The 22,485-nt window shown below is 45.5% G+C and carries 23 protein-coding genes; 12 read left to right on the top strand and 11 right to left on the bottom strand.

Annotation, left to right across the window (positions count from 1 at the left end; translation table 11 throughout):
* Window positions 1-7: 7 nt before the first annotated feature.
* Window positions 8-967: an aldo/keto reductase gene (locus tag HGP28_RS10870; RefSeq protein ID WP_168836483.1), complete on the top strand. Its 960-nt coding sequence runs from the start codon at window positions 8-10 to the stop codon at window positions 965-967.
* A gap of 9 nt (window positions 968-976) precedes the next feature.
* Complete coding sequence (locus HGP28_RS10865; RefSeq protein ID WP_168836482.1) at window positions 977-1,366, top strand: GlcG/HbpS family heme-binding protein; 390 nt, start codon at window positions 977-979, stop codon at window positions 1,364-1,366.
* A gap of 191 nt (window positions 1,367-1,557) precedes the next feature.
* Here HGP28_RS10865 and HGP28_RS10860 read toward each other — a convergent pair whose 3' ends face one another.
* Window positions 1,558-3,249 carry an FAD-dependent oxidoreductase gene (locus HGP28_RS10860; RefSeq protein ID WP_168836481.1) on the bottom strand — a complete coding sequence of 564 codons (1,692 nt, stop codon included), beginning with the start codon at window positions 3,247-3,249 and terminating at the stop codon, window positions 1,558-1,560.
* A gap of 288 nt (window positions 3,250-3,537) precedes the next feature.
* On the opposite strand from HGP28_RS10860, the gene HGP28_RS10855 reads away from it, so the two are divergent.
* The 4 genes from HGP28_RS10855 (at window position 3,538) to HGP28_RS10840 (ending at window position 6,421) form a co-directional block, all read left to right on the top strand.
* Complete coding sequence (locus HGP28_RS10855) at window positions 3,538-3,870, top strand: ArsR/SmtB family transcription factor (RefSeq protein ID WP_168836480.1); 333 nt, start codon at window positions 3,538-3,540, stop codon at window positions 3,868-3,870.
* Window positions 3,871-3,875: 5 nt separating this feature from the next.
* Window positions 3,876-4,289 carry a YeeE/YedE family protein gene (locus tag HGP28_RS10850; protein ID WP_168836552.1) on the top strand — a complete coding sequence of 138 codons (414 nt, stop codon included), beginning with the start codon at window positions 3,876-3,878 and terminating at the stop codon, window positions 4,287-4,289.
* 10 nt (window positions 4,290-4,299) lie between these two features.
* Complete coding sequence (locus HGP28_RS10845; RefSeq protein WP_168836479.1) at window positions 4,300-4,767, top strand: YeeE/YedE family protein; 468 nt, start codon at window positions 4,300-4,302, stop codon at window positions 4,765-4,767.
* A 214-nt stretch (window positions 4,768-4,981) separates the two neighbouring features.
* Entirely contained in the window at window positions 4,982-6,421 is a 1,440-nt protein-coding gene (locus HGP28_RS10840) for an FAD-dependent oxidoreductase (RefSeq protein WP_168836478.1), read from the top strand.
* Between the two features lie 2 nt (window positions 6,422-6,423).
* On the opposite strand, the gene HGP28_RS10835 is transcribed toward HGP28_RS10840, so the two are convergent.
* Genes HGP28_RS10835 through HGP28_RS10825 form a run of 3 tightly spaced genes read right to left on the bottom strand, consistent with a single transcriptional unit; the run spans window position 6,424 to window position 8,810 of the window.
* Window positions 6,424-7,359, bottom strand: a complete 936-nt coding sequence (locus tag HGP28_RS10835) for a 5-oxoprolinase subunit C family protein (protein ID WP_168836477.1) — start codon at window positions 7,357-7,359, stop codon at window positions 6,424-6,426.
* A complete protein-coding gene (locus HGP28_RS10830; RefSeq protein ID WP_246225689.1) occupies window positions 7,356-8,051 on the bottom strand; it encodes a 5-oxoprolinase subunit B family protein in 696 nt (231 codons plus the stop codon). Before HGP28_RS10830 ends, HGP28_RS10835 begins: the two co-directional genes overlap by 4 nt.
* Window positions 8,052-8,066: 15 nt before the next feature.
* The gene (locus HGP28_RS10825; protein ID WP_168836475.1) at window positions 8,067-8,810 is read right to left on the bottom strand and encodes a 5-oxoprolinase subunit PxpA; all 744 of its coding nucleotides are present in this window, start codon (window positions 8,808-8,810) and stop codon (window positions 8,067-8,069) included.
* A 731-nt stretch (window positions 8,811-9,541) separates the two neighbouring features.
* Here HGP28_RS10825 and HGP28_RS10820 point away from each other — a divergent pair.
* Complete coding sequence (locus HGP28_RS10820) at window positions 9,542-10,435, top strand: LysR family transcriptional regulator (protein ID WP_168836474.1); 894 nt, start codon at window positions 9,542-9,544, stop codon at window positions 10,433-10,435.
* On the opposite strand, the gene HGP28_RS10815 is transcribed toward HGP28_RS10820, so the two are convergent.
* The gene (locus HGP28_RS10815) at window positions 10,428-13,058 is read right to left on the bottom strand and encodes a bifunctional acetate--CoA ligase family protein/GNAT family N-acetyltransferase (RefSeq protein WP_168836473.1); all 2,631 of its coding nucleotides are present in this window, start codon (window positions 13,056-13,058) and stop codon (window positions 10,428-10,430) included. The genes HGP28_RS10820 and HGP28_RS10815 overlap by 8 nt on opposite strands.
* Before the next feature lie 215 nt (window positions 13,059-13,273).
* On the opposite strand from HGP28_RS10815, the gene HGP28_RS10810 reads away from it, so the two are divergent.
* The 4 genes from HGP28_RS10810 to yciH all read left to right on the top strand — a co-directional run bounded on the left by HGP28_RS10810 (window position 13,274) and on the right by yciH (window position 16,040).
* A complete protein-coding gene (locus HGP28_RS10810) occupies window positions 13,274-13,852 on the top strand; it encodes an SPOR domain-containing protein (RefSeq protein ID WP_168836472.1) in 579 nt (192 codons plus the stop codon).
* Between the two features lie 202 nt (window positions 13,853-14,054).
* Window positions 14,055-15,092, top strand: a complete 1,038-nt coding sequence (locus tag HGP28_RS10805) for a D-alanine--D-alanine ligase (protein WP_168836471.1) — start codon at window positions 14,055-14,057, stop codon at window positions 15,090-15,092.
* 211 nt (window positions 15,093-15,303) lie between these two features.
* The gene (locus tag HGP28_RS10800; RefSeq protein WP_168836470.1) at window positions 15,304-15,672 is read left to right on the top strand and encodes a DUF3319 domain-containing protein; all 369 of its coding nucleotides are present in this window, start codon (window positions 15,304-15,306) and stop codon (window positions 15,670-15,672) included.
* Window positions 15,673-15,728: 56 nt separating this feature from the next.
* A complete protein-coding gene (gene yciH / locus HGP28_RS10795; protein ID WP_168836469.1) occupies window positions 15,729-16,040 on the top strand; it encodes a stress response translation initiation inhibitor YciH in 312 nt (103 codons plus the stop codon).
* A gap of 118 nt (window positions 16,041-16,158) precedes the next feature.
* On the opposite strand, the gene HGP28_RS10790 is transcribed toward yciH, so the two are convergent.
* Genes HGP28_RS10790 through HGP28_RS10765 form a run of 6 tightly spaced genes read right to left on the bottom strand, consistent with a single transcriptional unit; the run spans window position 16,159 to window position 20,867 of the window.
* Window positions 16,159-16,923: a heme ABC transporter ATP-binding protein gene (locus HGP28_RS10790; RefSeq protein WP_168836468.1), complete on the bottom strand. Its 765-nt coding sequence runs from the start codon at window positions 16,921-16,923 to the stop codon at window positions 16,159-16,161.
* A complete protein-coding gene (locus HGP28_RS10785) occupies window positions 16,923-17,966 on the bottom strand; it encodes a FecCD family ABC transporter permease (protein ID WP_168836551.1) in 1,044 nt (347 codons plus the stop codon). The genes HGP28_RS10790 and HGP28_RS10785 overlap by 1 nt, the downstream gene beginning before the upstream one ends.
* A gap of 6 nt (window positions 17,967-17,972) precedes the next feature.
* Complete coding sequence (locus tag HGP28_RS10780) at window positions 17,973-18,896, bottom strand: heme/hemin ABC transporter substrate-binding protein (protein WP_168836467.1); 924 nt, start codon at window positions 18,894-18,896, stop codon at window positions 17,973-17,975.
* Window positions 18,893-19,312 carry an ExbD/TolR family protein gene (locus HGP28_RS10775; protein WP_168836466.1) on the bottom strand — a complete coding sequence of 140 codons (420 nt, stop codon included), beginning with the start codon at window positions 19,310-19,312 and terminating at the stop codon, window positions 18,893-18,895. Before HGP28_RS10775 ends, HGP28_RS10780 begins: the two co-directional genes overlap by 4 nt.
* The gene (locus HGP28_RS10770) at window positions 19,309-20,043 is read right to left on the bottom strand and encodes a MotA/TolQ/ExbB proton channel family protein (RefSeq protein WP_168836465.1); all 735 of its coding nucleotides are present in this window, start codon (window positions 20,041-20,043) and stop codon (window positions 19,309-19,311) included. The genes HGP28_RS10775 and HGP28_RS10770 overlap by 4 nt, the downstream gene beginning before the upstream one ends.
* Before the next feature lie 2 nt (window positions 20,044-20,045).
* A complete protein-coding gene (locus HGP28_RS10765) occupies window positions 20,046-20,867 on the bottom strand; it encodes a TonB family protein (RefSeq protein WP_168836464.1) in 822 nt (273 codons plus the stop codon).
* Window positions 20,868-21,029: 162 nt separating this feature from the next.
* Here HGP28_RS10765 and hutW point away from each other — a divergent pair, with 162 nt between their 5' ends.
* Entirely contained in the window at window positions 21,030-22,475 is a 1,446-nt protein-coding gene (gene hutW, locus HGP28_RS10760) for a heme anaerobic degradation radical SAM methyltransferase ChuW/HutW (protein ID WP_343033863.1), read from the top strand.
* Window positions 22,476-22,485: the final 10 nt, after the last annotated feature.

Below are 22,485 nucleotides of genomic sequence, written 5' to 3'. Positions count from 1 at the left end.
AAGTACGATGAATCTACCGCTGAGTAAAACATTACCTAACGTCAGCCGCTTAGTCTTCGGTTGCATGGGACTTGGAGGTGAGTGGAACCGCCATTCAATAACCACCCAAGAGGAAAATCAGGCTATTGCTGCTGTAGAAACGGCCCTAGAAGTGGGTATCAATCTTTTTGATCATGCTGACATCTACAAATTTGGCAAATCAGAACAGGTCTTTGGGCGTGTTTTGGCGAAAAATCCAACGCTAAGAGAGCGCATATATTTACAGTCTAAGTGTGGAATTCGACTCGGAGATGAGCGCGGGATAAAGCAATATGATTTTTCCTCTAAGTGGGTGACGGCGTCCGTTGATGGCATTTTGCAACGCCTTGGTGTGGAACATCTTGATATCTTAATGTTGCATCGGCCCGATCCTTTGGTTGAGTTTGAGGAGCTTGGTAAGGCGCTACAAGCGCTTAAGCTGGCGGGTAAAATCAACCACGTTGGCGTGTCGAACATGAACAATGCCCAAGTTGATCTTCTACATCACGCTACGGGCGAGGTGATTGTCGCCAACCAGTTAGAAATGAGTTTGGCAAAATCAGACTTCATCAAACAAGGCGTAGGACTTCCATTATCTGCATTTGACTACCAAGTTGGTACGGTAGAGCAAGCGCGCAAAAACAACATTCAATTGCAAGCATGGGGCAGTCTGGCACAAGGGCGATTCTCAGAACGTGGATTACAGTCAGATGACCCAAACATTAGAGTGACCGCAAAGATGGTGATGGCATTGGCCGCAGAATATGGTGTTTCGTCTGAGGCGATTGTTTTGGCTTTCTTGACTCGTCACCCGAATCAAATTCAACCCATTATCGGCACGGCAAACTCGCAGCGTATTCGCGCATGCGCTGAAGTCGCCAAGGTCACATTATCGCGCAGCCATTGGTATGAATTACTGGAAAAAACACTGGGACATGAAATTCCTTAGGAGAGAAAAATGAAATACCAACACGTAAAGACTCTGATTGAAACGGCATTGGAAATTGCGACCGTTCGTAATCAAAATATTGCGATTGCGGTGGTTGATACACACGGCGAGCTGCTCGGGTTTGCTCGAATGGATGATGCTAGCCTGCAAGCGGGTTTATTAGCCCAGAACAAAGCGTACACGTCAGCAAGAGATCGTCAGCCAAGTGGTAACTTGGGAGCTTGGGCTCGACAGACTGGCAAATCATTGAGTGATTGGACCGATCCAAAGATCACCGGTTTTATGGGGGGCGTCCCCATAGAGCAAGAGGGCAGAATCATTGGCGCAATTGGAATCAGTGGGCTGGCAGAGCAAGACGATGAAGCGCTCGCACGAGAGGTGTTAACTTCATTGATATAGCGCCAGAACAACGTGAAAAGGCAAGTCCGAGAGCAATGCCCTTGCTGCATCTTAAAGCAACTTTAGCTCAACTCGTTAGGCAGTGTTTGCGGTTCATCTCTATTGTGTTACCTGATGTTCATATTGGCTAACGACATATCAAAGCCTCAGCTTTGTAAACATTTCCTACAAAGCTGAGAGTCACTTGCTCTTTAAAGCTGAGCAAAACAATAAGTACGATAGCCACCGAGTAAATTACGCGCTTTAAAACCTTGGTTGACTAATTGTCGATATGCGACATGACCACGTAAACCGACTTGGCAGTAGATAATAATTTCCTTGTCTCTTGGCAATTCTTTGATGCGCAGTCGTAATTGATCTAGCGGAATATTAATTGCACCTTCAATGTAGCCCGTTTCGATGAGCTCTTCAGGATCACGAATATCCAGAAGTAATTGGCCATCGTTTATGCTATCAATTTGGTCAAAATGAATTGCTTTACTGTCGCCTTGAAGCAAATTATGAGCAACAAAGGCCGCTTGATTAATCACGTCTTTTGCACTGCCATAAGGTGGTGCATAAGTCAGTTCTAAGTGCTGTAGTTGCTCGACAGTCATCCCTGCGCGCTGAGCAACTGCCATGACATCAATGCGTTTATCAATGCCATCTTTACCTACTGCTTGTGCGCCTAATATCTTGCCATTTTGTGGGTTAAACAACATTTTAAATGACACGATTTCTGCGCCGGGATAATAACTTGCATGGCTTGCGGTGTGAACATAGACTTTTTCATAATCGATGCCTTCGAGTTTAAGCTGTTTTTCATTCTTACCGGTTGAGGCAACAGCAAGGTCGAATATTTTGCAGATAGCGGTACCTTGAGTACCTCGGTAGGCTTCTTGACGCCCTAACATGTTGTTTGCGGCCATTCTACCTTGACGGTTTGCGGGGCCTGCGAGTGGCACGAGGGTTTGCTTACCTGTTACAAAATCTTTTTCTTCAATGGCATCACCCACCGCGTAGATATTTGGATCGCTGGTTTGCATCATATCATTGGTATAAATACCGCCTAACTCGCCAATTTGAAGCCCCGCTTCTTTGGCTAACTTGGTCTCGGGACGAACGCCGATAGCCATAATCAAAATATCAGTGGTAAACGCATCACCATTGTTGAGCATGAGATTTAATTGACCTTCGAGGTGACCTTCGTCAGATGGAACACCATTGATATTTTCGTTAGGTATATACTCGACGGCTTCCAAAGCAACACCCAACTTTAATTCAACACCCTTGTCGCGAATTTCAGCATGAGCAAAACCTGCCATTTCTTTATCCACAGGGGCCATCACTTGATTGGCCATTTCAATAAGCGTTGTTTTTATCCCAAGCTGGTGAAAAGCTTCCATCATTTCTAAGCCAATGAAGCCACCACCAACCACGGTTGCGTGCTTGGGTTTATTTTTTTTGATCGTTTCAATGATCCGGTCCATATCAGGGATGTTGCGCAATGAGTGGGTCAATGGATTATCGATACCCGGTATCGGAGGAACTATCGGAGCGGCTCCGGGGCTAAGTAGAAGAACATCATAACTCTCGTGATATATTGTACCGTCAAGTTGGTTTTGAACTGTGATTGTTTTGTCTTGGCGATTGATAGAAACGACCTCACTCATTACACGAACATCGACGTTAAATCGAGCAAGGAAACTTTCTGGGGTTTGGAGGAGTAATTTACTTCTTTCCTCTATGTCGCCACTAATGTGATAGGGTAAGCCACAATTCGCGAAAGAGACGAAATTTCCTCTTTCAAACATAATAATTTCTGCGTCTTCACTCAAACGACGAGCACGTGCCGCTGCTGATGCACCACCGGCTACTCCGCCAACAATTAAAATCTTTGTCATTATTTCACTCCAAGCTAAATCGAAATACATAAGCGCTACACGTGGAGGTGAGTATCTTCGTCATCACCTCGTTTACGTGCTTGTTCAGTAGAAATTACGTTGTCACTTTTGATATCACCCCTATAGATACTCACTTCTTTGTGACGGCAATTAAAGATTAATATAATTTTTTTCTAATTTAAACCCTACTAAATTAGATTTGACTAATTATTTCTATTTTGTTAAAAATTAAGTCTGAGCTTTGGGAGTTAAACCCAATGAAGAAAAGTGAGTAATAAAGGGCCTGAAATGAAAGAACCAAGTAACGTAAACGATCCAAAGCAGATGCAACAGCTTGCGGCTCAGGCAGCCAATTGGCTAAAAGTGATGGCTCACCCCGATAGACTGTTGGTGCTGTGTCAGCTCATTGATGGGGAAATTAGCGTTGGCGCCTTGATGCAACTTTCGACTTTAAGTCAATCGGCCTTTTCACAGCACCTATCGGTACTGAGACAAAACCAACTCGTCACAACCCGTAAAGAAGCTCAACAAGTTTATTATCGTCTGGCCGATGAACGCGTTAAAAAGCTCATCGAGCTGCTGCACAATGAATTTTGTCAAGGAAGGAATGAAGAGCAATGATCAATATGACAATACCTTGGGATGCGCTATTTGGTGGCATGTTGCTGGGTGCTGGCGCCGTTATTTTGTTGTTATTTAATGGGAAAATTGCGGGTATCAGCGGAATTATTAATGGGTGGCTGCAAGAGTCCGGCGTCGAAAGGCTTTGGCGTCAATGGTTTATTATCGGAGTGATTGCCAGTAGTGCGCTGATGGTAAGCTTTTTGGCTTTGCCGACAGCGAACTTAAGCTCAGTGTCGATTTCTGTTCTCATTATTGCAGGGCTTCTGGTCGGCTTTGGGACACGTTTAGGTAATGGCTGCACTAGCGGTCATGGCATTTGTGGTTTAGGGCGACTCTCGTTACGCTCCTTAGCAGCAACCATGACCTTCATGGCCGCTGCGATGATAACCGTACTTCTTCGTCTGCATGGCATGTAAGGGGGCAATGATGAATAAAGGACTATTTTACGTTTCAGCGTTGATGAGTGGAGCGTTTTTCGGCGCAGGTTTAGCGCTGTCTGGCATGATCTCTCCCGATAAAGTGATAGCTTTTTTGAATGTTGCCGCCATTCCTTCAGGTGAGTGGGACCCAAGTCTGGCGTTTGTTATGGGAGGCGCTCTGACGGTCTTTATTCCCTGTTATTTTTTCTTGATTAAACCAAGGGCGCAGACGCTTACGAAAACAGAGTTTTGTGTACCACAAAGCAAAACCATTGACGCGCCGTTACTGATGGGCGCCGCACTATTTGGCATTGGGTGGGGCTTGGTGGGTCTTTGTCCAGGGCCTGCTTTAGCGAGCCTTGGGTTGGGTGATATGAGCATTTGGATCTTCTTTGTTGCCATGCTTGCTGGCTCATTTTTAGCAAATGCGCTTATTAATCGCAAAACGTCAACGGCGACCAATCTCGCATCTTAACAAAAGAATCATATTGATCGGTGTGGCTTAACTAAACGTAACAACCCCTGTGTGGCAGCTCGAAGAAACGCAGCTTTTGCGCTGCCGCGAAGGTTGATGAGAGACAGGCTCTTGGTTAATTCATTGTGTAGATTATGATTTTATTATTGTAACGTCACAGGTAATATAGCGCTGTCCTGTCAGATTTTGTTTAGATAGCATCTCCGAATTGTTAATGAATACACACCCAAATTTTAGAGCTGATACGCACATTGCGATTATCGGCGGGGGCATTGCAGGCTCTACCGCCGCAATTCACTTTTCCGAGCTCGGTTATCGAGTCACACTTATTGAACAAGGGGCTGAGCTTGTTAGCGGCCCTCCCATTTGTCACCTTCATGCCGGGGGCAATTTGTATCGAGAGATTTCGACTGAGCACTGTCTTACGTTGCTCAAACAGTCGATAGATTCAGTGCGATTGTTCCCACACACGATAAATCACCGCCCTACAGTGATAGCAATACCGCAAAGCGATGGTGGCGAACCGATGGCGATTGTGCCACGGCTTAAACAAATTCAAGCGTGCTATTCCGAGCTTGTGGCTCAGAACCCAGACAACAAAGTATTGGGTGAGCCAGAGCGTTATTTCAAACTTTATGACCAATCGAGTTTGGAAGCATTACTGTCTAGCACTCAACCTGAAAGTCCTTCGACACTCGATGAATGGCTGATTCCTTTTGCCCAACACAGCGACTTATCGCAGCTCAAATACCCTGTGATTGCAGTGGAAGAGCATGGTTGGAGCCTCTTTCGTCTTGCCGCAACGGCGCAATTAACCCTAGAGCAGTTTCCGAAAACTGAAATTCGATGTGGTTATAAAGTGGTTGATGCGTGCCAAACGGAGAGTGGATGGCAGCTGACGCTTGAGGGGGAAAACGACAAATCCACATCACTGCGCGCTGACTATTTAATTAATGCCTGTGGATTTGAAACAGGGCGTATTGATGATGCTTTATCATTGCCCCGCGAGCGTTTAGTTGAATTTAAAGCCGCTTATGTGACGCATTGGTCTGACTCGACGCATCACTGGCCGGAAGTTATTTTCCATGGGCCAAGAAACACCGACAAAGGCATGGCTCAGTTAACGCCTTATGGCGATGGTATTTTTCAACTCCATGGCATGACGCCTAACATCACACTATTTTCGGATGGATTAGTCAAAAGCAGTCAAAACAGCGCTCAGCCAGAATTACCCAAGGCGCACGTTGCTAAAATTCGTCAAGGCTGGCCCCAAGAGGAGCTTGAAACACGTACTCAAGCGGCAATTGCGCATTTGTCACAGTTTATACCGCGCTACGGCAGTGCCGAGCCTGCAGGCAAGCCGCTGTTTGGCGCGCAGCAAGTCCCAGGAGACGATATTTCACTGCGTGCCGCCGATGTGAGTTTTGAGGGTTCAGGTTATGCGAGAATTGAAATTGTAAAAGGGTCGTCTACCTTGCAAGCTGCGCAGAAGATTGCCGAGCATTGGTTCGGTCTTATGCCAAGTAACGCCATTGAAACACAACACCCTATTACCATGGGGTGGTCTGCGTCCGAGATAGAAACGAAAGCTATTGAGTTAACTCAAAAGCGCGGTTATCCCGCGGCATTAGCTCGAATTTCTGGCCGCGTTTGACGTCAATAACCAAAAAATCGCGCCCATTGACACCAAACTGCCTGTAGGCCTGGTCGGTCACCTTGAACAAAGGAGACTAATTGGCCTGGTTTGGCTTGGGCGAGTCTTGGTAAGTCGATTCGAGCAACATAACCGAGTTTGGGATAGCCACCAATGGTTTGTCGGTCATTAAGTAGCACTATGGGTTGGCCATTTGTGGGGATCTGGATCGCGCCCAATGCGATGCCTTCAGATTGCATGCGATGAGACGGTGGGGTGATTGCGGGGCCAGTTAATCGATAACCCATACGATTGACATCGGTACTTACGTGGTATTCGCTCTGGAAAAATTGCGCGACCGCCTGCTTATCAAATTGTGCGAACTGGGCGCCACTAATTACGCGCAAACGCAGTGGCAAGTTGTAATCTGGTGTAAAGCGGAAAGTGACAAAACGGCCACGGTACCGCGACAGAGTATGAGAGTGAAACGCGACGGTTTCCCCTGACGCAATCGGTCGACCATTGTGATGCATGCCACCAAGGTGTTCACGCGTAACACAGCTCACGCTATTTAACTGCGGCTTAACTGCAAAACCACCACGAACGGCTAAATAACTGCGTAGCCCATTACGCGCAGTACTAAGAGACAAACATTGCCCCTTTTTTAGAATGAATTCACTCCAGTTTGTCACCGCAGTGCCATCAATTTTCGCGTTCATTTGCGCGCCACATAACGCTAAATGGCAATCGCTTTGAGCGATGAAGACCGCAGGTCCTAGTGTGATTTCAAGTGTTGCGCACTCTGGCGAATTCTCAAGTAAGTGATTTGCCCAACTAAACGCGTACTCATCGGCAGGGCCACCTGTGGTAATGCCAAAAGGCGCAAGACCGAAGCGCCCGGAGTCCTGAAGTAAGGTTAATGGGCCAGCTTTGACCACTTCTAATGCACTTTGACTCATCGCTTAGCCTGACTATTTGTTGCATCGTACACTGATTTTTGAGCAAAATATTCCGCTTCATCAATCGGCACGAAAGTGATTTCATCTCCAATACGAAATGGGACAGGTGGCATCGCTTCTGGGTCAAATAACGGGCTTGGGCAACGGCCGATAATGTTCCAACCTGCCGGTGACTCGCTCGGATACACCGCGGTTTTATCGTCGGCAATGGCAACACTGCCTTGGGGCACGCGCGTGCGCGGCGTAGCAAGACGTGGCATAAACAAGGCCTCATCGAGACCACTTAAAAAAGCAAAGCCAGGCGCAAAGCCAATAGCGCTGATTTGATAAGTTCTCTGACTATGACGTTTGATAATGTCGGTCAAAGAAAGCCCTTTTGCCTCAAAACGAGGTAAATCGAGCGCTGTTTGAGGTGAGTACCAAACGGGTAACTCAAATAACTTCGGTTGAAACGCCGTTTGTTGTAAATCTTGTTCACATTGAACAATGGTTTCAATTTTATTGATAAGTGCTTGCTCGGTGATTCGAAACGGCAGATATTCAATTAAAATTTGCTGATAGGCGGGTGTGGCATTGGTAAGAAAGGGATGAAGCTGCTGCAGTAATACGTGGCTCAATTGAGCTACCCAGCCAGAGGTGTAAGTAGAGGGGAAGCGCAACATAAGGCTGCACTCTGCAACAGGTTCAATCATCACGGCCGAATATCCTTATTCTGCGTTTAGTGTGTGCCAAATTCTTTCAATGAGCTCAATCGAGCTAGGGTTATCACCATGCACGCACAAAGTGTCTGCTTCAATAGCCAACTTATTGCCTGATGCCGTTGTGACACTCCCTTCATTCGCCAGTTGACGCACTTGAGCCAAGATTTCTGTCTCATCGCTCAATACTGCATTGGGCCAATCGCGCGGGGTTAGCGTTCCGTCGTCTTGGTAGCGTCTATCTGCAAATGCTTCAAATAGTAAAGGTACGTCATCGTTATCTGCAATATCAAGATAACGCTGATTATCTCCGCTGGCTAACACCATCAAGGGTAAGCGAAAACACGCAGCGGCTTGTACAACAGCGCGAAAAATATCCATGTCTTTCATCATGTCGTTGTACAAAGCGCCATGGGGTTTGATGTAATTAAGAGAAGTTTGGTGATAACGACAAAACGCTTGTAATGAACCCACTTGATACAGCACCAATTCTGTAATTTGACTAGGCGTGTGAGGAATGCTTCTACGACCAAATCCGAGGAGATCTTGATAACTTGGATGCGCGCCAATCTCTACACAATAATCGGACGCCAATTGAACGGTGCGATTCATAATATGCGGATCCCCCGCGTGAAAACCACAGGCGATATTGGCTTTATCAATCCACTCCATGACTTGCTCATCTTGCCCCATAGACCAAGAGCCAAAGCTTTCGCCCATGTCACAATTCAGTGCAATCTTTTGCTTACTCACGAAACATTTTTCCTCAAGAACAAAACGATTTTCTTAAGTATACGGTGCCTGATTATTCAGCAAAAGACCGTGATGAGAGAGCCTTTTCGTAAAAACCTGTGAAATTTTTTCTAAAACTCGACTTTAGCTAGCTTACATAGGGCAAATCTTCGCTTTATTACCCGCGTGTAGAATGTCTTTTATGTGCTTATACTTTTGAAGTGCTGCATAAATCACTTCGTATTTTTTGCTTTAATAACAGTAATTTAAGTTATTTATTTTCTTTTTGAGACTAAGTTGATATCAAGCTAGATTGCCTAATCCGGCAATTTTTATTGATCAATGTCGTATAGCGCGATTTTTTTTAACTTTTCTCTGGCTATGATTTGTTCACATGTTAAAATACTGCGGATTTTCAGAGTTTATTGTTCATTTTTTTCGAATTCACCGCCGTTTTTGAATTTATTTTTGAGGAGTTATCATGGAACTGGGTCTTATCATTGCGTTTATCGTGGCATCAGCGATTATGGTAAAAAAAGAGATGGCTAAGCGTTAAGTCATCATAAGTCACTCCGTATACGCACAAATGAAGCGATCAGTCTCCTTTTATAACCTTTTCAACTGATTTACCTTCAAAGAAAGAAGCCAACAACATTCTGATGTAAAGCGATTTGAATAAATCGAAACTCAGGGTATTGTTGGCTTTTCGCATTTCAAGTCACTTGGGTATAACCACTGTGCCGTGAGGGATCATGCCGAGTCCAATAACATTAGAAGCGTTACACATTCTTGATGCGATAGAGCGTCGCGGAAGTTTTGCCGCAGCAGCACAAGAGTTAAATCGAGCTCCGTCGTCTTTGAGCTACCAAATTCAAAAGTTGGAACTAGATTTGGACATAATGATATTTGATCGCTCGGGACATAAAGCCGTGTTGACCGCAGCAGGGCAGTTGATATTGGACCAAGGAAGACTGATCTTAAACGCTACCGAAAAGTTGGTGGAAGATGCTGCATTGATTGCAAACGGATGGGAACTGGATCTCACCCTTGCTTACGATGGTATTATTCCCGCGCCGTATTTCTTTCCTATGGTTAACGCACTGGGAGAGCAGAGTAAAACTCGAGTGAGGCTGCAAGAAGAGATTTTAGCTGGTGGCTGGGAGGCGCTGCAAAGTGCTCGCGCAGATTTACTGATCTGCCCACGTACAGAATTGGTGCCGAGTGATGTCAAAACGGAGGTGTTAGGCACACTGGCTATGATTTGGGTCGCCGCTCCCACTCATATGGTTCATCGTAGGCGTGGCCCATTTAACGACGAAGCGCGCGCGCAGTATCGTGTTATTGCCATTGCCGATACCGCGCGCGATCAACCCGCATTGAGCATTAATATTTTGCAAAAACAGCCTCGATTGACGGTAAGCAATCTGGAAGCCAAAACCCAAGCGCTGTTGCAAGGAATTGGCATTGGTACATTACCGATAAGTGTCGCTCAACCGCTTATCGAGCAAGGCAAGCTCGCGCAAATTTTAGATACTGATTACAAAGAAGTAGAGTTACTAATGGCGTGGCGACGTAATACACTAGGAAAAGCAAAAACTTGGTGTATTCAATATCTTAAACGAAATTGGTCACGTCAAGTTATATAAGACGTTTAACCATATCAGCAACACCATCTTCAAATTGCACGTCGAGCGTAAACCCAAGCCCTTTGGCTAACATCAACATGCCGCGATTGGTGGGCATGGTCATTCCAGAAATTTGCTGAGTTCCTTTACGTTGGCAATAATCGATGATTTTATTCATCAAAATTTTGCCAAGGCCAATACCTTTAAGATCTGAGCGGATCAAAATCGCAAATTCAGCATCGGTATTGTCGGGGTTGATTAAGGCGCGAGAGACACCAATAATCTCAGCGCCTTGTGGCGTAAACGTCAGAGCAACAAAGGCCATCTCGCGGTCGTAGTCAATTTGAGTCAGGTTCGCAAGAGCTTCATGATTGAACTCGCCAACGTCGCTGAAAAAGCGTTTATAGAGATCATCTTTCGACACGTGCTTAATGAACTCCGCGTGAAGCGGCTCGTCTTCAGGCAAAATTGGCCGAAGTAGGATGGTTTGGCCATTTTTGAGCACGACAGTTTCGACAAATTCAGCTGGAAAAGGGCGAATCGCGAGTCGTTCTTGGCCATCGCCTTGATAGGGGCAGAGTGTAAGATCCGCATCTAAAATTGTAAATTTGTCACCGTTAGCCAGCACAGGGTGAATGTCTAACTCGCGAATTTGCGGCACATCAACCACCATTTGCGACAAACGCACGAGAAATTTTGCCAGGCCACCAATGTCCATTGGCTCTGGGCGTTTTTGCGGTCGAATGTGACCGTCTTTTAACGCTCGAATAATTAATGCTCTGGCAAGCGTCATATTCAGTGGGGGTAACGCCGCACTCGCGTCGGTAGCCATATTCCATTCGCTACCGCCTTGACCCAACAAAATCACAGGGCCAAATATGGCATCATTAAACACTTTTATTCGAAGTTCTTCGCCACCGGCCACTTTTGCCATGCCTTGAACCAGTAAACCGTGAATATGAGCTGATGGATACGCCAGTTTCACCCTATCAAGAATGGCTTGCGCCGCTGACGCTACTTCTTGGCTATTGCGCAGATTAAGCACAACACCTTGCACATCGGATTTGTGTAAGATATCGGGTGAACGCAATTTCACCGCAACAGGATAGCCGATGGTTTCAGCAATATGCACCGCTTCACTACTATCAGACGCAATCCAGGTCGGCAGCACTTGAAACTGAAATTGTTTGAGTAAGCTGCCGCATTGATGAGTATCCAAATATTGCGCTGATGCGGAGCCTAGCTGCGAGACAACCCATTCTCGCGCTGTATTAACATCGCTGACGTGCAGGGGTTCTGCGGTCGTCGGCGTTTCCATCAATTGCTTCTGATTGCGACGATAATCCACCAAATGCATAAATGCAGAAACCGCACTTTCAGGAGTGCGATAGGTCGGAATCCCAGCTTGCGTAAATAGCTGACGTGCCTGACGCGCGCTTTGCTCGCCGCTCCAATTGGTTAATATATTGAAGCGTTTATGCCGTGGGTGAGACTGAATTGCGGTAATAAGGGCTTGAGCGGTAGTGGTTGAGTCAGACGTTGCCGATGGGCTGTGCATAATCAATATCGCATCTGCGCAATCGCTATCTAGCAGCAGTTTAACGCAATCAATATAGCGTTGGGTTGTAGCATCGCCAATCATGTCGATAGGATTGGTTGGTGTCCACGATGCCGGTAAGCATTGACTGAGACTCGCTATAAGATCATCATCCAAATGAGCCAATTGCCCCCCGCGGTCATAAAGCACGTCACTTGCCATTATGGCTGGGCCGCCACCATTGGTTAAAATGGCCAGTCTTTCGCCTCGTAATGGAACAGAGTGTGTGAGCGTTTCGACCGCCGCAAACAGTTCGTGCATATTTTTTACCCGCAACATACCGCTGCGGCTAATGACCGAGTCATAGATAATATCCATACTCAAGTCGTCTTTTTGATGGCGTCCGCCTTTGAGCACCAAAATGCGCCGAGTCCTCGATGCCGCGCGCGCGGCTGAAATGAATCGCCGCGCATGCTTTATTTGCGTCATATAAATCAAAATAGCGTCGGTTTTGCTGTCACTACACAGATGATCAAGCAGATCGCCAAAGTCGATGTCGTCCCCGTCGCCAATCGAGACGAAGGCAGAAAAGCCAATGTTTTTATCGTTTGCCCAATCAAGTACCGTAGTACAGACAGCCGCTGACTGTGAGATAAATGCGATGTTGCCTTGTAAGGCATTAATGGGAGAGAGTGAGGCATTAAACCTCTGCCACGGCAAAATAAGGCCTAAACTATTTGGCCCAAGTATACGCATGTCATTTGTTTTGGCGATTTTAACGCATTCATCGCTCAGACCAATTTGGTGTGTTGCAACAATAATGACGAACTTAACCCCCAATTGGGCGAGTTGGCTGATTAAACTTGGATTACGATGTTGCGCGGTGCATAAAATAGCGATATCGGGAACAAGCGGTAGTTGTGCGATGGTTGGGTAGGCAAGCACCCCGCAAACAGTGGTGTATTTAGGCGTGACAGGCATAATCGCGCCTTCAAAACCACCTTGTAATAGATTTTGAATGACGATATGCCCTGCGCTGTAGTGGCGCTGAGAGGCACCAATAATCGCGATGGCTTCAGGCTTAAATAAAGAGTGTAGTCGGCTCATGAGTTCTCACTAATTCGCGAAGGGCAAAATCCATCATAGCGATATTTTGACCTAATGTGCGCTTGAAATTGGTCAGCCTTTACTCATCTCTCTTAACCTTTGATTAGTTTGTGTCATAAATCACACCTTAAATGAGATTATTCGCGCTATAACCTTGATTCTATGCAACTCTATCGGCATGATTTAGACAGTTTAACTCACGAAATTTAATCCCAATGAAAAAGACCGCCATAATTAGTTTTACTTTGTTACTTGGAGCGTGTAGCTCTGCGCAATACACAACCGATGTGAGCAGTCAGAGCTTCCGCGAAGAATTTGAAGCCGCGCCAGTCGTAGAGCCACTTATCGTTGATGACGTGGTTGAACAAAACGTCGTTGTGACAGCAACACCGGCAGTGGTCGTTGAACAAGTCGAAGTAAAAGAGACCAATGTCGTTCAATTGACACCGGCAACAAATGAAACCGTGGTTGATTTAACGCCGCCAACGACGGCCCAACAAGAGCAAGTACAACGATTTGGCTATACGATTCAAGTGGTTGCTTTGGGTAATGCGGCAAAAGTGGCGCCATTTGCGACTCGTTTACCTCGCACAGCGCAACCCGTCTGGTCCAATTATAAAGAGGTCAATGGCACTAAGTGGTACACCATTTTATACGGTGACTACGCCACCACGACCGAAGCGAAGAAAGCGATCGCAACATTGCCTGCTGATATTCGTGCGTTGAAACCATTTGTGAAAAGCTTGGACGCGATCAAAAATTCGCCATATCCAACACTTGATAAACTTCAATAAGTTAAATTGAAATCTTACTCGATTTTATGAAAATGAAGCTGGAACAATATTTTCCGAGCGTGAAGTCTCGATGAAAATGCCTGTTTTCCGGCTTCATTTGTTTGTTGTTTGAACAACTGAAACCTGAGTCCTCTAAAATGCTGTACCTACGCAGTAGAAACATTATCATGGTGTAAGTGGTACACCTTTCGGAAAAATCATCATGTCTCAACCTTTGTCGTCAGCCTCTCTTGCAACCTTGTTCCCAAAATCATCAAAAACAATTTTATTGCTTTGCGGCGGTGGTTCTTCGGAACACGATATTTCGTTGCTGTCAGCCAATTATGTTGAGCAGCAGCTCAAGATGATCCCTTGGACTCAGGTGATTCGAGTTGAAATTACCGTCAATGGCTGGGTTGCTGTCTCAGGCGAAAATGTCTATTTGGATATGCATGAAAAGTCACTATGTGGTTTAGACGCACCTATCGCCATTGATTTTATCGTGCCATGCATCCACGGATTTCCGGGAGAAACTGGTGACATTCAATCGCTATTTGAGATGGCAAAAATCCCTTATTTGGGCTGTGGCGCCGAAGCAAGTATTAATAGCTTTAATAAAATTACGTCAAAATTGTGGTACGACGCGCTACAAATTCCCAACACGCCGTATGTCTTTTTGACTGACAATACGCCTTCTTCTATCGAGGCGGCGAGCGCTGCATTTGAAAAGTGGGGGACTGTTTTTGTTAAAGCCGCTAGTCAAGGTTCATCCGTCGGTTGCTATAAAGTAGAGAAAATAGAAGAGCTTGCGCAAGCGATCACCCAAGCGTTTGGCTACTCTGATCAAGTGTTAGTAGAACGTGCTGTAAAACCGCGAGAGCTTGAAGTGGCGGCTTATGAAATGGGCGGGCAACTGCACATTACTAAGCCTGGAGAAGTGATTGCACCAAACGGCACCTTTTACAGTTATGATGAAAAATACAGTGCGGCAAGCCACTCAACAACCGAAATTGAAGCGAAAAATCTCACTGAAGAGCAAGTCAATCAAATTCAGCATTATGCGGCGAAAGCATTTCGTCAGATGCGGCTAAAACACCTATCGCGTATTGACTTCTTTTTAACAGAAAATGATGAAATTTTTCTCAATGAGATCAATACATTTCCTGGAATGACGCCAATCTCAATGTTTCCCAAGATGTTGCAAAATCATGGGGATAAGTTTCATGAATTTCTCGCAGATTGTATTGGGCGCGCACTATAGCAAAGTCTAAAAACAGAGGGCAGCAGCCTCTCTGATGCCATTAAATTGTGCGAAGGTTCATGTAGAGTATAGAAAACCCACACTCAGAGTGGATTTGTTACATATTGTGCTTGATAACCCTATGAATACAATTATGATTAAAACTAATCACAGTAAGCCTTATCACTATTGTGATTAGTAATAATGACAAAGCAATGGCAGAAAACACGTTATGGCACATTCTCACTATCGCGGATTTGACCTTCAGACGCTACCCAACGACCCTAATATGTGGCAGGTGAAAATCAAAAATCACGTTTTACGTGGCAATCTTGCTGCGGTGAAAAAGAGCATTGACTGGTTTTGTGATACAGCGTCAATTGTGGACCCACAAAAGTTCGCATCACTTGAGCGCAATATGACGTCAAAAGGGTCTTCGCACTCGGAAAATCACCACGGATTTTGGATAAAAAATGACAGTGGCGAGCCCAATGGCTGGTACTGTTTTTTTAACGGTAAATTGTTGAAAGGGTCAAAAACCGCCATTCAACGCCATATTGATGCTCACTTAATGGCTCGAAAACGTGCTCAAATGCAGTAACACATAAAGTGACCTTGTAACCTTATCGAGCTTATCCAAAGTAAAGAATTTTTATTATGACTCTTGTTTACTCAACAGAAACTGGCCGAATTAAACCAGAAGAAGAAAAAATCGTCCGTCCAAAAGGAGACGGTATCGTTCGTATTCAAAAACAAACTAAAAGCCGCAAAGGCAAAGGGGTTTGTGTCATTACTGGACTGGATCTGGAAGATAATGCGTTAAAATTGTTAGCCGCTGAATTGAAAAAACAGTGTGGCTGCGGTGGCGCTGTGAAAGACGGTACCATTGAAATCCAAGGTGACGTTCGCGATAAGTTAAAGACCCTTTTGGAAAGCAAAGGGCATACAGTGAAACTTGCTGGCGGTTGATACTTATTCGAATTGCTGATGACTTAAAATATACCCATGCATCTTGAGGTTACTTGGGTATAGAAAGGAGCTGACGCTCCTTTTTACTTTTTTGTAGCCAATTCCAAATCTATCCCAATCATGCCATGATAACCGGGTGACCATGGACAGGATGCGTCGAAACGGTAGGGCGCCACTGGTAGACTTCGGCGATTTTAGCTTCGGTAAGAGCCTTCGCTGGCGTTCCGTCAGCAACAATTTTTCCTTGATCCATCATAATGACCCTATCAGCATACTGCGCCGCAAGATTAAGATCATGAAGCACAGCAATGACCGCTGCGCCTTGTTCGGCCATTGTTTTTGCTAACTTTAATGTATTGTGTTGATGACCAATATCAAGCGCTGATGTCGGCTCATCAAGCATAACTATTTTGCTTCTTGGCGATTGTGCTATCTGAGTTAATACTCGAGCCAAGTGGACGCGTTGCTTTTCTCCACCAGAAAGACTGGGGTATAACCGTGATGCTAAGTGAAGTACTTCCGTTAATTTCATCTGTTCATCCGCAATAGCGCTGAGTTGTACTTGAGAAGCGCTAAGGCTTAAGCCCCCCAACTCCACGACTTCACGAACCGTAAAGGCAAAAGAGAGAGAGCTGGATTGAGGCAAAATACCTACCGATTTCGCCAGTTCTTGTTTTGACCATTGATTAACAGGTTGACCGTAAAAACACAGCGCAGCGTCACAGTGTAACTCTTGCGTTAACACTTTCAGCAGACTGCTCTTACCCGTACCGTTAGGGCCTAAAATGACGGTTAATGCGCCCGTGTCAAAATGAGCACTAAAGTCGTCTAGTAGTGTTTTGTGTCCAAGCTTTAAATTCGCATGTTGGATTGAAATTGCCATTATGCTAAACGACCTCGTTGTTTTAATAACAAAGCTAAAAAGAAAGGAGCGCCAAGCGCGGCAGTAATGATCCCGACCGGAATCTCAAGTGGTGCGACGATCGTGCGCGAAATCATATCTGACAGCAGCAAAACAAAGGCACCAAGCAATAAAGAAACGGGGATTAAGCTTTTGTGGTCGGGTCCAATTAACATTCGTCCAATGTGGGGCACAACTAAGCCGATAAATCCTATCATGCCTGACAGCGCAACGGTGACGCCAACGCCGGCAGCAGTAAGCAGAATTAAGTTCCGTTTGAGTGCTTGAACGTTTATCCCCAAATGACGAGCTTCTGACTCACCAAGCAAAAGTGCATTAAGCGGTTTTGCGTAGTAATAAAATGCAGCGGCCAAGATGGCTAATGTTATATAAGCCAAAATCAACGCGCTCCAAGAAGCACCTGCAAGCGATCCCATCGTCCAGAGCGATAAGTCACGCAGCGCTTGATCATCGGCAAAGTAGTTCAGTAACCCAAGCCCCGCGCCAGCTATCGCACCGAGTGCAACCCCCGCAAGGAGCATGATAGTCACCGAAGTCCCATTGGAGCTGGTGCCTAAATAGTAGATAGCGAACGTGGCTAATGCGCCCCCGATAAACGCAAATACCGGAACGGTGCCAAAAACTAAAAAAGCACTGTGCCCAATAACTCCGCCAAATAGCACGATGGCGATCGCCGCACCTAATGAGGCACCCGCAGAAACCCCAATAATACCTGGATCTGCCAGCGGGTTACGAAAAAGGCCCTGCATTACCGTGCCACAAATCGCTAAAATGCCGCCAATTGCAATCGCGAGCAAAGTACGTGGTAATCGTACCTCCTGAATAATAACCGCCACATAATCAGGCAAATCACTTGTATTGGGGATAAGCGCTTTTAAGCTGTCCCAAAAACTAATATTCATCGGACCAATCGTAATGGAGCTCACCAAGGTCAAATAGAGTAAGATAAACGAACTCAGAATCAGTAAGCTGGGCTTGATTTTGCGCGCTGCAATATCGTTCATCATAAATCAATTCACTACGTTAAATTGATCATTTAATGAATGTGCGAGTTCAAGACTGGCAAGACCAAAGCCACCGACAATGGCGTAGCCCGAAATGGCAATCACACGGCCATTTTTTACAGCGGGTGTTGCTGCAAGAAGTGGGTGTTGTTTTAACACGCCGTCAAAGCCTTCATTTTGGTCTAACGTTCTATCAGAAACCAAAATAAAATCGGGCTGCATTTCAACAATAGACTCGACAGAAAGCGGTTTATAACTTGTTGTATGTTTTGCCGCGGGATTGATGCCGCCTGCCAATTCGATCACGGTACTGACGGTCGTTTGATCACCGGCCACGGTAATTGGACGCCCATCGGACATCATAACAAACAGCACTTTTGGTTTTTTTATCGGCGTATTTTCGGCAAGCGCTTGCATCTGCGTGGTTACCGAAGCTTTGATTTGCGCACCTTCTTGCTGCTTACCGGTTAAATTGGCTAATGCGTCAACTCGTTTTTCAAAATCTGACACCGTATTGCCACTGGGCAGCATAGTGACTTCGACACCGGCAGAACGCAACAAATTGAGTGTGGTATCAGGCGCCATGTCTGGTGAACCAATTAGATGGGTCGGACTTAAGGCGAGTAGACCTTCTGCCGCTAATTGACGGTGGTAGCCAAGTACCGGAATCGTAAGATTGGATTGCGCTGCACTTTGTTTTGCTAATGGGTCATTGCCAGCCAATGTATCAACGCCATCCTTTGGTAAATAATGACGACTGGTTAAATCAACCGCAACAACACTCTCTTTTGCGCCCAAAGCGAAAAGTAATTCCGTCACCGTTGAACCCGCGCTAATAATTCGAGCGGGTGACTCATTTGCCATGCTAAAAAAACTGCTCGCTAACGCAGTGGTTAAGAGAATAGGGCGATATAAAGACGTCAATTTCATTGTTCTTCCATTACGATATTGGTGGCATTGATTTGATTACTTTGCATAAGCGCGAGTAATTTGAGCATATTCTCGACGTTAGCGCGTTTATCGGCGGCAATAACGACTGGCATACGAGGCTCCCGCTTCACTTTAGCTAAAAATGTCGTAGAAAATTCATTCCAATCACTGAAACGCTGACCGTCCATGCCCCATGGTGTGTCAACATCATTCAAAATAGAAAGCGCAATCACCGCTTCTTTGGGGCTGGAAAGTACCGATGAATCGTCGGTTTTGGGAATATCAACGTTCATCGTATCGATGTGAATATTGGCAGTGAGTAGCAAAAACACCATCACGATAAAAATTATATCGAGCAAGGGTGTTAAGTCAGGCATAAAGCCATCGCTATCTCGTGAAGGTTGTGAGGTTATCATGCCGCTTCACCCACCGACGCGATGGTCTTATTTGACGATTGCGATTGCGCGCATTCATTTTCACACACTTGCTTACAGCGAAACTCTTTATCGTGAAAGGAAACACCCGCGAGGTGCAAATTAAAATGATTCAGTACGTATTCGATGCGCGCTAATGTACGGTCGGCCCACAGGCTAAAAAGCTGCGCTGATGCAATCGCTGGCACGGCGATAAGCAAACCCGCCGCTGTTGTAGCCATTGCAAGCCCAAGACCATCAGCCAGATCCGCAGGTGAAATGCTGCCTTGAGCATTTGACAACCCTTTGAACATCTCAATAAGCCCTAGCACGGTGCCAAGTAAACCAAGGAGCGGGCTAAGCACACCAATAATATTAAGCAGTTTCAATCCAGCGGTATAATGTCGACGTTTTTTATGCAGCCAAATACTAACCGCTTCCTCACGTAACCCCTTGGTGAATTGTCGATGCCCGATGAGCATACAGAGACCCTGAGTTAAAGTACGTTTACTGTTTTGATGACTCGTGACAAATTGTTCAAGCGCAGTGTCGTCATTAAGCTCTAGCGCATAAAGTTGCTTCTGCAATGGTGTGCTACCCGTTTTACTGTGCAGCATGGCGTAAATTAAACGCTCGACGATGATCATCACCATTAATAAAGAGAGTAATGTTAATGGCCACGTCATAAGGCCAAGCTGTGCGTGAATAGTCGAAATAAATTCTAGGTTGAACATAATTAATCCAAATTAAATCTTACCGGGATACGGACCCGATGTTGTGTGGCAATGCCATTGACTCGGTGAGCGCTAAAACGCCATTTTTTTACTGCGGTTAACGCGGCCGTGTCTAATACGTCAAATCCTGAGCTTTTAAGGACAAGTTGCTTAGCTTGAGTGCCGTGCTTGTCGAGCCAAACTTCTATAAGAACAGTACCTTGCATTCCTTTGCGTTTTGCTACTCGTGGATACGTAGGCGCTTGTGGGCGAACTAAGAATTTCGGCTTTTCAACCAGAACCGGTTTCGCAGGCTTTGCTTGGGTGGAAATCTCTGAGTTTGAGATTTGAGCCTTGGTATCATCATTGGTCTCTTCAACATCTTGTGATGGTGTTTTTACAGGGTTCGGCTTGGGCTGGTTTTCAACTTTTTTCTCAATTGGTTTTGATTTCGTGGTATCGATTGTTGGTTTAGGCTCAAGAGCGGTGACTTTGGTTTTATCAATTTTAGGTTTTTGTGGCTCAGCTTTGGTCTCAGGCGGTATTTTTGACTTAACCACTTTTTTAGGTGATGTTTTAACCTCTTTTTTGGGCAATTCTGATACTTTTTTGACTGTAGGCTCGTTGAGTGGTTGTGACTGCGGCTTCTTTAGCATGCTTTCTTCTGGTTCAGTCGGCGGCTTTGTTGCAGGTTTTGCTGCCGCTACGAGACGAATCGAAACGCTATGACTGTTAGGGGCATCTTGTAACTCAAACGAATGATTAAATGTGGTTTGCTGAGACATTGCCAAACTGTGAAGAGCGAAAGAAATAACGCCACATGCCACATATCTTACTGCGTTCACAGGTGCTCCTTTAAACGACTAATCTGTGTTGCCAACGCCATTATGCATTAAATACAAATGAGATCAATTATTAGTTGCATTTTCACTTACGCACGATAGTATTGTTTTAGTTAGTAAATTTAGGGCGAGCATTCTTCGCCAAAGAAACAAGGTCGTAACCCCGTGAAATTTGATCTATCTATTGATCTCGACAATGTGGATGTTGTAGGTCGCCACACCCCAGATCCGCTTCGCTATGCATTTCAGCGAAAGCGGGGGGCTCACGCAGGTGGTTCAGGCATGATGAGTCGTGCTATTTCTGATACCGATGCAATTCAATCGACGTTGAACACAGTTCACAATACGACTGATATTTACGTCAACTCAAACCCTTCAAGAAACACACGATGCCTCTACATTCATATTCCGTTTTGTCGTGTTCGCTGCACCTACTGTAACTTTTTTCAATATGCATCAAGTCGTAATCTAATTGAGCAGTATGTCGAAGCCTTGATTAAAGAGATCCGCTTCAAAGCCACCAGTGCATGGGTTAAAAGCGGTCGCTTTCACGCAGTCTATTTTGGGGGCGGGACGCCAACGGATCTATCGCCAGAACAGATTGCACGAGTTGTAACCGCTGTACGCGACTCTTTTCCGCTAACACCGGATTGTGAAATTACGCTTGAAGGGCGCGTGAATCGCTTTAGTGACGAAAAATTCTCTAGCGCATTAGATGCGGGGATAAATCGTTTTTCCTTTGGTGTTCAGAGTTTTGATACACAAGTACGCCGCAGTGCAAAGCGTTTGGATGACAGAAAGCCTGTGCTAGAACGTCTGCAGCAGCTTTCTTCATACAATGCCGCGCCGATTGTGATTGATTTGCTCTATGGACTGCCATATCAAGATTTGTCTGTTTGGCAACGTGACCTAGAAGACTATTTGTCTTGTGGTGCTCAAGGTGTCGACTTATATCAACTCATTGAAATGCAGGGGCTACCAATGGCGCGTATGGTTGAGCAGGGGAAATTACCCATGCCAGCGGACACACCAACTAAAGCCAGTATGTTTGAGATGGGGGTGAAATTTATGGCCAAACATCATCAAAAACGACTGAGCGTAAACCATTGGGCATCGGATAACCGTGAACGAAGTCTTTATAACTCGTTGGCAAAAACCAGCGCTGAAGTCATGCCTCTTGGCGCTGGAGCCGGTGGCAATCTCGGGGGTTGGCAAATGATGCAGGTACGAGATATGGAAACGTATATAAAGATGGTCGACCAAAACCTTTATCCCGTCACGTTTTTAATGCCTACACCCAGTAATCAGCCAATAGCCTCTATTATTAAGTCTGGGTTCGACGCTGGTGTTCTTCATGCAAAACGATTAAACGCCGCCACAAGCACGAATATTTTTAGTCAAGTGACGCCGTTATTTAAGGCATGGCAGCAAAATGGGCTGGCGATACTTGAACGTAATGAGCAGGGTTTGGATTATCTCTCGCTAACATTGGCGGGGCAATTTTGGTCCGTAACACTGGCGCAAATACTCATCGAAACAGTGAGTGGAATCCATCCTCAACCTAAAAATACCGATTTTTCAAAAACAAATAACCCCGACGTAGCAGCTTAGGAGTTCACAA

It is taken from the genome of Vibrio agarilyticus, assembly GCF_012641465.1.
Lineage (GTDB): Bacteria > Pseudomonadota > Gammaproteobacteria > Enterobacterales > Vibrionaceae > Vibrio > Vibrio agarilyticus.
Note: the sequence above shows the minus strand (reverse complement) of the source record. Positions and strands in the feature narration are given on the sequence as shown.

Bases quoted from the DNA above. Each gene is read 5' to 3' on its own strand.
- HGP28_RS10870 (WP_168836483.1), top strand. From the start codon at position 8: ATGAATCTACCGCTGAGTAAAACATTACCTAACGTCAGCCGCTTAGTC.
- HGP28_RS10865 (WP_168836482.1), top strand. From the start codon at position 977: ATGAAATACCAACACGTAAAGACTCTGATTGAAACGGCATTGGAAATT.
- HGP28_RS10860 (WP_168836481.1), bottom strand. From the start codon at position 3,249: ATGACAAAGATTTTAATTGTTGGCGGAGTAGCCGGTGGTGCATCAGCA.
- HGP28_RS10855 (WP_168836480.1), top strand. From the start codon at position 3,538: ATGAAAGAACCAAGTAACGTAAACGATCCAAAGCAGATGCAACAGCTT.
- HGP28_RS10850 (WP_168836552.1), top strand. From the start codon at position 3,876: ATGACAATACCTTGGGATGCGCTATTTGGTGGCATGTTGCTGGGTGCT.
- HGP28_RS10845 (WP_168836479.1), top strand. From the start codon at position 4,300: ATGAATAAAGGACTATTTTACGTTTCAGCGTTGATGAGTGGAGCGTTT.
- HGP28_RS10840 (WP_168836478.1), top strand. From the start codon at position 4,982: ATGAATACACACCCAAATTTTAGAGCTGATACGCACATTGCGATTATC.
- HGP28_RS10835 (WP_168836477.1), bottom strand. From the start codon at position 7,359: ATGAGTCAAAGTGCATTAGAAGTGGTCAAAGCTGGCCCATTAACCTTA.
- HGP28_RS10830 (WP_246225689.1), bottom strand. From the start codon at position 8,051: ATGATTGAACCTGTTGCAGAGTGCAGCCTTATGTTGCGCTTCCCCTCT.
- HGP28_RS10820 (WP_168836474.1), top strand. From the start codon at position 9,542: ATGCCGAGTCCAATAACATTAGAAGCGTTACACATTCTTGATGCGATA.
- HGP28_RS10815 (WP_168836473.1), bottom strand. From the start codon at position 13,058: ATGAGCCGACTACACTCTTTATTTAAGCCTGAAGCCATCGCGATTATT.
- HGP28_RS10810 (WP_168836472.1), top strand. From the start codon at position 13,274: ATGAAAAAGACCGCCATAATTAGTTTTACTTTGTTACTTGGAGCGTGT.
- HGP28_RS10805 (WP_168836471.1), top strand. From the start codon at position 14,055: ATGTCTCAACCTTTGTCGTCAGCCTCTCTTGCAACCTTGTTCCCAAAA.
- HGP28_RS10800 (WP_168836470.1), top strand. From the start codon at position 15,304: ATGGCACATTCTCACTATCGCGGATTTGACCTTCAGACGCTACCCAAC.
- yciH (WP_168836469.1), top strand. From the start codon at position 15,729: ATGACTCTTGTTTACTCAACAGAAACTGGCCGAATTAAACCAGAAGAA.
- HGP28_RS10790 (WP_168836468.1), bottom strand. From the start codon at position 16,923: ATGGCAATTTCAATCCAACATGCGAATTTAAAGCTTGGACACAAAACA.
- HGP28_RS10785 (WP_168836551.1), bottom strand. From the start codon at position 17,966: ATGAACGATATTGCAGCGCGCAAAATCAAGCCCAGCTTACTGATTCTG.
- HGP28_RS10780 (WP_168836467.1), bottom strand. From the start codon at position 18,896: ATGAAATTGACGTCTTTATATCGCCCTATTCTCTTAACCACTGCGTTA.
- HGP28_RS10775 (WP_168836466.1), bottom strand. From the start codon at position 19,312: ATGATAACCTCACAACCTTCACGAGATAGCGATGGCTTTATGCCTGAC.
- HGP28_RS10770 (WP_168836465.1), bottom strand. From the start codon at position 20,043: ATGTTCAACCTAGAATTTATTTCGACTATTCACGCACAGCTTGGCCTT.